The organism is Streptomyces sp. YIM 121038 (assembly GCF_006088715.1).
In the GTDB taxonomy this organism is placed as follows: Bacteria; Actinomycetota; Actinomycetes; order Streptomycetales; family Streptomycetaceae; genus Streptomyces.
This window is the reverse complement of record NZ_CP030771.1, coordinates 1,701,489-1,708,345: the sequence shown is the minus strand read 5'-3', so window position 1 is coordinate 1,708,345 and position 6,857 is coordinate 1,701,489. Positions and strand designations below refer to the sequence as shown.

Sequence of the window (6,857 nt, the reverse complement as noted above, 5' to 3'; positions counted from 1 at the left end):
GGCCCCCCGCGGCACGGGAACAGCAGGATCCGGCAACAACGCCCCTACGACTGAAGGTATGTATTCAGCCGTATGCGGTGCGTGAGGTTTAAAGGTTGTTGTCCGCCGAATAAGCCGTGGATAACGGCACTTCGTAGCGTCAGGCCCAGCAAGTGTTCGCCTGAAGACGGGGGGTGCCGAGATGGACTTTCGAGTCCTCGGCCCGGTGGAAGCAGTAAGGGGCGCCGAAAGAGTCGCCCTGACCGGATCCAAAGTACCTACGGTGCTCGCGGCGCTGTTGCTCGCGCGGGGGCGCGTGGTGTCCGACGCGCGCATGAGCACCCTGCTGTGGGGGTGGGAGCCGCCGGCCACGTCCGGCGCGCAGATCTACACGTACATGTCGCGGCTGCGGAAGCTGCTCGGTGACGAGGTCGCCATCGAGCGGCGCCCGCCGGGGTACGCGCTGCGCGCGCCCCGCAGCACGGTCGACCTCATCGAGTTCGAGCGGCTCGCCGAGCGGGGCCGCGCCGAACTGGCCGCGGGCCGCAACCGCGAGGCGTCCGCCCTGCTCGGCCAGGCCCTCGGCCTCTGGCGCGGCACCGGCATCTCCGGCGTGACCGACCATCTCGCCGAAGCCGAGCTGCCCCGCCTGGAGGAAGCCAGGATGCACGTCCTGGAGCGGCGCATCGAGGCCGACCTCGCGCTCGGCAGGCACGAGCGGCTGACCGCCGAACTCACCGGCCTGGTCGCGGAGTACCCGCTGCGCGAGAAGCTGCGCGCCCAGCTGATGACCGCCCTGTACCGGTGCGGACGGCAGGCCGAGGCGCTGCGCAGCTACCACGAGGGCCGCGACGTCCTCGCGGACCAGCTGGGCATCGACCCGGGGGAGACGCTCGGCTCGACCTACCACGCGGTCCTCGTCGGCAAGCTCGGCCCCGGCGCCGCCGGCGGCGGATCGGGCGCCGACGCCTACGACGACGCGCCCCGGCCCTCGATGCTCCCCGCGGACGTCGAGGAACTCATCGGCCGGGAGGACGAACTGGCGTCCATGCAGAAGCAGTTGACGCCCGACCCGGACGGCGGCGGGCCGCGCGGCCTGCTCGTCACCGGCATGGCGGGCGTCGGCAAGACGGCGCTCGCCGTCCGGGCCGCGCACGCCGCCGCCCGGCACTACCCCGACGGCCAGCTCTTCGCCGAGCTGACCACGGCCGACGGCACGCCCCGCAGCGTGCGCGACGTCCTCACGATGCTGCTCCGGGCGCTCGGCGCGGTACCGGAGCTCGCGGACACCACCGGCGGCGTGGGCGGCACGGACGGCTCCTACGACGACCGCACCTGCCTCGACGAGCTGATCCGCCTCTACCGCATCCGCACCGCGGGCAAGCGGCTGCTCGTCGTCCTCGACGGCGCGGTCGACAGCGGCCAGCTGGAGCCCCTGGTGCCGGGCTCGCCCGAGGCGACGGTCCTCATCACCAGCCGGGCCCGGCTGCCGCGCGTCACCCAGGCCCGCACCACGGTGCTCGCCCCCCTGGAGGACGACGCCGCGCTCGACCTGCTCGTCAGCGTGGCGGGCCGCGCCCAGCTCCTCGCCGACCCGGCGGCCACCCAGGCGCTGCTCGCCCGCTGCGGCGGCCTGCCGCTGGCGCTGCGCGTCGTCGGCAGCCGCCTCGCCGCCCGGCCCCGCTGGCCCGCCGCGTGGCTCGCGAACCGCCTCGCGGAGCCGTCGACGCGGCTGCGCGAACTGTCGTACGGCGGCCTGGACGTGCGCGGAGCGCTGCTCACCTCACTGCGGCAGCTGCCCCGGCACACCGGCCGTACGCTGATGTGCCTGGCGAGCCTCGGCACGGAGCCGTTCCGGGCCGAGACCGCCGCGCGCTGCCTCGCCGAGCCGGAGTCGACGGCGGAGCGGCGCCTGGAGCGCCTGGTGGACGCCGCCCTCCTGGACATCTGCGGCGTGGACCGCCTGGGGCGGCCCCTGTACCGCTTCCACGAACTGGTGCTGCTGTTCAGCCAGTCACTCGGGAGCGCGAGAGCCGAGCCCGCGCGGACCTGACCGGTGCGGGACCGCGTGCCAGTCCTCGTCGTCGCCGGGCTCCAGGGGCCCGGCGACGACCCGGCCCTTGAGGGGGGCGGTATCGCCGCCCGGTGTGGTGCGCCTGCTGTGCATCGCATTCCTTCCACGAACGACGAGAGCTGAAGAGAACGACGGGAACTGAAGGGAACGACGGGAACTGACGGGAACGATGCTGGTCGTGGCGCCTCGCGGGACACCGCGGGGCGCCACGGCGGCGTACGGGGTGCCGTGGGGGTCCACGGCGGTGCGGGGCCGCGTCGGTGAGGCGAGCGGCCCCGCGCGGCCGACAGTAGGAGACGGGGACTTCGGTCCCCTATCGATCCGCCTTCCGCCGTGCCCGCGCCGCGATATCGCCCCAGCTCAGCCATCGCGGTGCTCGCGCGGCCCCTCGTGCGGGGGCCCGCCGCCGGGACCGCCGGGCGCCAGGCCGAGGGCGGTGGCCTTGCCGAGTTCGCGGTCCGCGCCCTGCTGCTCGGGGTGGATCCGGCGCGGACCGCCGCGTTCGGGCCCGGGTTCGGCGCCGTCCTCCTCGTGGTCGCCGTGCTCCGCGGGCGCGTGCCCGGCCCGGGCCCGCGCCGCCGTGGGGTTCCAGACGGCGCGCTCGGCGGCCGTGCGGTCCCAGGGCGCGCGGGCCCGGGGCACCGTCAGGCGCCGGGCGGCCTCGCCCAGGTGCGCCTGGCCCTCGGCGCGCCGCTGCGCCCCCGCCGTGCGCAGCGCGGCCAGCGCCTCGTCGGCGCGCTTGACCCAGTCGTCTACGCCCACGCGCAGGAAGCAGTCGCGGGCCGCCCGCAGGTACTCCCGGGCGCGGTCGTCCTGGCCGCCCATGCCGCAGGCCGCCCCGAGGGCCAGCTTGATCTTCCCCAGGACCAGCGGGCTGTGCACCGTGGCCACGATGTCGAGCGCGTGCAGGAGCGTGGCGCGGGCCTGTTCCCAGTCGCCGCGGCCGAGCCGGGCCTCGCCGAGGCCGAGGAGGCCATGGGCGAGACCGAGCAGGTCGGAGCTTGCCCGGGTGATGCGGATCATGCGCAGGAGAGCGCTCTCGGCCAGGTCGTAGCGCCCTTCCGCCAGATAGACGCGGGCCAGGCGGTGCGTGCCCTGCGCCGTGCTGCGGGCGCCTCCCGGGCTGATGCCCGACGAGATCCGCACCGACCGGAGGCTGAGCTTGCGGGCCTGGGCCAGATGGCCGCGGTCGAGCTCGATCTGCGCCATGTTGTTGAGCACATGGGCCTGTGACGACAGGTCGCCCACCGCGCGGAACACCTCCAGGGCGGCCACGCTGCGGTCCATCGCGGAGTCCGCCGCACCCCGCATCTGGTCGATCATCGCCATGCTGCGCAGGACCAGGGCGCGGCCGTGCTCCTCGCCCGCGAGCTCGTGCAGCGCCAGCGCCGCGGCGAAGCCCGCGTCGGCGCCCGCGAACCGGCGCAGGCGCATCTCCAGGGCGCCCAGGGCGTAGAGCATGGCGCCCTGGCCGCGGATGTTGCCCGCGGCGCGGGTGGCGGTCAGGGCCTGCTGGGCGCACTGGCGCCAGTCGTCGACGTAGTTGCGGGTCTCGAAGAGGACCACCGAGCACAGGGTGAGGTCCCAGGCCAGCTCGTCGAGGCCGGCCCCCGCGGCCTGCCCGACGAGACGTACCAGGGACAGCCGCTCCGCCTCCAGCCACTCCAGCGGTCTCGCGAGCAGCTCGGCGGCCAGGGCTTCGGGCGGTGCGCAGCGCGGCGCGGCGCTGTGGATGATGCTGAAGTCGCCGCCGTAGAGCCGCCGGTGGGCCTGCTCGGCCAGGCCGAGCGCAGCCTGGAGGACCCGGACGACGGCGGCGCGCCCCTGTTCCTCGGCGTCCTCCCCGTGGGCCCGCTCGCGCGCGAAGATGCGCAGCAGGCTGGGGGAGTGGTACCGGGGCTGCCCGGCGGCGTCCGGTCCCAGAGCGGTGAGGAACTGGGCGTCGACGAGCTGCTCGATGAGCCGCTCCGCGGTGAACTGGTCCGTGTCGAGCAGCGCCGCCGCCACCCAGGGCGCGAAGTCGTGGACGTCGAGGAGGCCGAGGCCGCGGTAGAGCCGGGCGGCGTCGGCGGACAGGCAGCGGTAGCTGATCCCGAAGCTCGCCCGGATGCGCGAGGTGCCCTGGCTCAGCTCGTCCAGGCGCCGCTCCTCGTCGCTGAGCCGGGACACCAGGTGGGTCACGGTCCAGTGCGGCTTGGCGGCGAGCCGCGCGGCGGCGATCCGCAGCGCGAGGGGCAGCAGGTCGCACAGCTCCACGAGCCGGGCCACGGCGGCGGGCTCGGCGGCGACGCGCTGGGAGCCGACGACGCGGTCGACCAGCTCCACCGCCTCGGCCGGGGCCAGCCGGTTGAGGTGCACGCGCGCCCGCGGCGGCCAGGCCACGAACTCGGCGAGCTGGTCGCGGCTGGTGACGAGGGCGCTGCAGCCCTCGCTGCTCGGCAGCAGGGGCTGGATCTGCGCGTACGTACGGGCGTTGTCGAGGACCACGAGGACGCGCCGGTCGGCGAGCGCGCTGCGGTACATCGCCTCCCGCTCCTCGGGGGCCTGCGGGATCTGGACGCCCGCGAAGCCGAGGGAGCGCAGGAAGCCGCCGAGGACCCCGGCGGCGGCCGTCGGCTCGTGGCGCTCGTCGTAGCCGTGCAGATCGGCGAAGAGCACGCCGTCGGGGAACCGGTCGGCGACCCCGCGCGCCCACCGCACCGCGAGACAGGTCTTGCCCACGCCCGCGAGCCCGCTGATCAGCCCGACCGTCGGCCCGCGCACGTCGGCGCCGCGGTCGAGGAGCACGCCGAGCTGTTCCAGTTCGCGGGCGCGGCCGGTGAACCCGGGGGCGTCCGTGGGCAGTTCGAAGGGCGGATCGTGCGGGAGCGCCACGGCGGCGGGCGGGTCGGTGCCCGCGCCGTCCCCGGTGCCGGGGTCGCGCTCGCGGTCGTCCTGGAGGATGAAGCGGTGCAGCTCCTTGAGGGCGGGCCCCGGTTCGAGACCGAGCTCGTCGATGAAGCGCTTGCGCCCCTGCCGATAGCTCTCCATGGCCTCGGCGCGGTGGCCCGAGCGGTACTGGGCGGTGATCAGCAGGTGCAGGGCGCGCTCGCGCAGCGGGTGGGCGCGGACGGTCGCGGCCAGCTCCGGAATGACCCGGTGATGCTGGCCCAGACGCAGCCGTACGTCGGCGGCGTCCTCGAACACGCTGAGCTTCAGCTCGTCCAGACGCCGGGCCTCGTCCTCGACGGCGCGGCCCGTCACACCCGTCAATGCCGGGCCTTCCCAAAGGCCGAGCGCCCGGGTGTACGCATGGGCGGCGTCCGTTAATCGGTCAGTCCTGACGGCTTCCTCGGCCGAGGTCACGAGCTGCTGGAACTCGATGGCGTCCACCTCGTGCTCGCCGATGCGCAACAGATATCCCGGGTGCGCCGTCACGATGACCTGGTCCGTGAATCCAGCAGCCTTGAATGCTTTGCGCAGCGCCGCGATGCAGATGGACACCTGAGTGCGTGCGGTGGCCGGTGGGCGGCCGTCCCACACCGTGTCGACGAGCGTGTCGACCGACACGATCCGGTCCGTGTTGAGCAGCAAGGACGCGAGGATGGTGCGGTGCCGGGGGCCTCCCACGTGTACCTGGCCGGAGCCGGACATGACAGAGAGCGGGCCGAGAATCTTGAATCTGAATCGGTGCCCCATATCTCCTCCGGGGCCCTGGTGTCCCTGACCAGAGCACTTGAGTGTTACACCTTACGCATCGGTGCGGAGGAATCATGCATCGGAACCATAAATGGAAGCCGCAATTCCGTACCGCTCATCGATTTTTCACCGTGGTGTGATCCCCGGTTGTGAATGCCCCTCAATAGACGCACCGGTAACTGTCGTGGTTCCTGCTGGTAGGGTTCCGGATTCTCGCTGCCTGAATCCTATAAATACTGCGCGGTAATGTCGTTGTGGTACTTGTGAGTAAGAACTGCGGTAACACCGACTACGGACGTCGACTAATCGCGACGGCCCTGTGAACCGCCGCGAAAGTACCCAGGGCCGTCCGAGGGCGGCAAGCAGGCGCACCGGTCCGCCGCGTTGCCGTGGGCACCCGTCCGGACCGCCCGACAGGGGGCATACGCTGGGCGGATGCCGGACGAGTACCGCACCGTGGCCCGTGAGGGCGTGCACGAGACCGAGATCAACCGCTCGCGCTTCCTGTGCGCGCTCGCACCCGCCGCCACCGAGCGGGAGGCCCAGGACTTCGTCGCCCGCGTCCGCAGGGAACACCCCACCGCCACGCACAACTGCTTCGCGTACGTCATCGGAGCGGACGCCTCCGTACAGAAGGCGAGCGACGACGGCGAGCCGGGCGGCACGGCGGGCGTGCCCATGCTCCAGATGCTGCTGCGCCGCGACATGCGGTACGTGGTGGCCGTCGTCACCCGCGACTACGGCGGGGTCAAGCTCGGCGCGGGCGGGCTCATCAGGGCCTACGGCGGCGCCGTCGGCGAGGCCCTGGACGCGCTCGGCACCCGCACCCGGCGCCGCTTCCGCCTGGCCACCGTCACCGTCGACCACCAGCGCGCGGGCAAGCTGCAGAACGACCTGCGCGCGGCGGGCCGCGAGGTGCGCGACGTCGGCTACGGCGAAGCGGTGACCATCGAGATCGGCCTCCCGGAGGCCGACGTCGAGCGGTTCCGCGCCTGGCTGGCCGACGCGACGGCGGGCAGCGCCGGGTTCGAACTGGGCGGCGAGGCCTACGGGGACGCCTGACCGGCCGGGCTCCGCGGGGTCGGCCGTCGCCGTCTGCCGCCACGTCGTGGCCGGGCGCGCGGTT

At 73.7% G+C, this 6,857-nt stretch carries 3 protein-coding genes; 2 read left to right on the top strand and 1 reads right to left on the bottom strand.

Annotated elements, in window-relative coordinates:
- Window positions 1–181 precede the first annotated feature (181 nt).
- A complete protein-coding gene (locus C9F11_RS06650) occupies window positions 182–2,032 on the top strand; it encodes an AfsR/SARP family transcriptional regulator (protein WP_138958371.1) in 1,851 nt (616 codons plus the stop codon).
- Between the two features lie 381 nt (window positions 2,033–2,413).
- On the opposite strand, the gene C9F11_RS06645 is transcribed toward C9F11_RS06650, so the two are convergent.
- Window positions 2,414–5,686: an AfsR/SARP family transcriptional regulator gene (locus tag C9F11_RS06645; RefSeq protein ID WP_269078072.1), complete on the bottom strand. Its 3,273-nt coding sequence runs from the start codon at window positions 5,684–5,686 to the stop codon at window positions 2,414–2,416.
- 480 nt (window positions 5,687–6,166) lie between these two features.
- Here C9F11_RS06645 and C9F11_RS06640 point away from each other — a divergent pair, with 480 nt between their 5' ends.
- Window positions 6,167–6,793: a YigZ family protein gene (locus tag C9F11_RS06640; RefSeq protein ID WP_138958370.1), complete on the top strand. Its 627-nt coding sequence runs from the start codon at window positions 6,167–6,169 to the stop codon at window positions 6,791–6,793.
- The last annotated feature ends 64 nt before the right edge of the window (window positions 6,794–6,857 follow it).

Coding starts and splice junctions, on each gene's coding strand:
- C9F11_RS06650 (WP_138958371.1), top strand. CDS start 182: ATGGACTTTCGAGTCCTCGGCCCGGTGGAAGCAGTAAGGGGCGCCGAA.
- C9F11_RS06645 (WP_269078072.1), bottom strand. CDS start 5,686: ATGTCCGGCTCCGGCCAGGTACACGTGGGAGGCCCCCGGCACCGCACC.
- C9F11_RS06640 (WP_138958370.1), top strand. CDS start 6,167: ATGCCGGACGAGTACCGCACCGTGGCCCGTGAGGGCGTGCACGAGACC.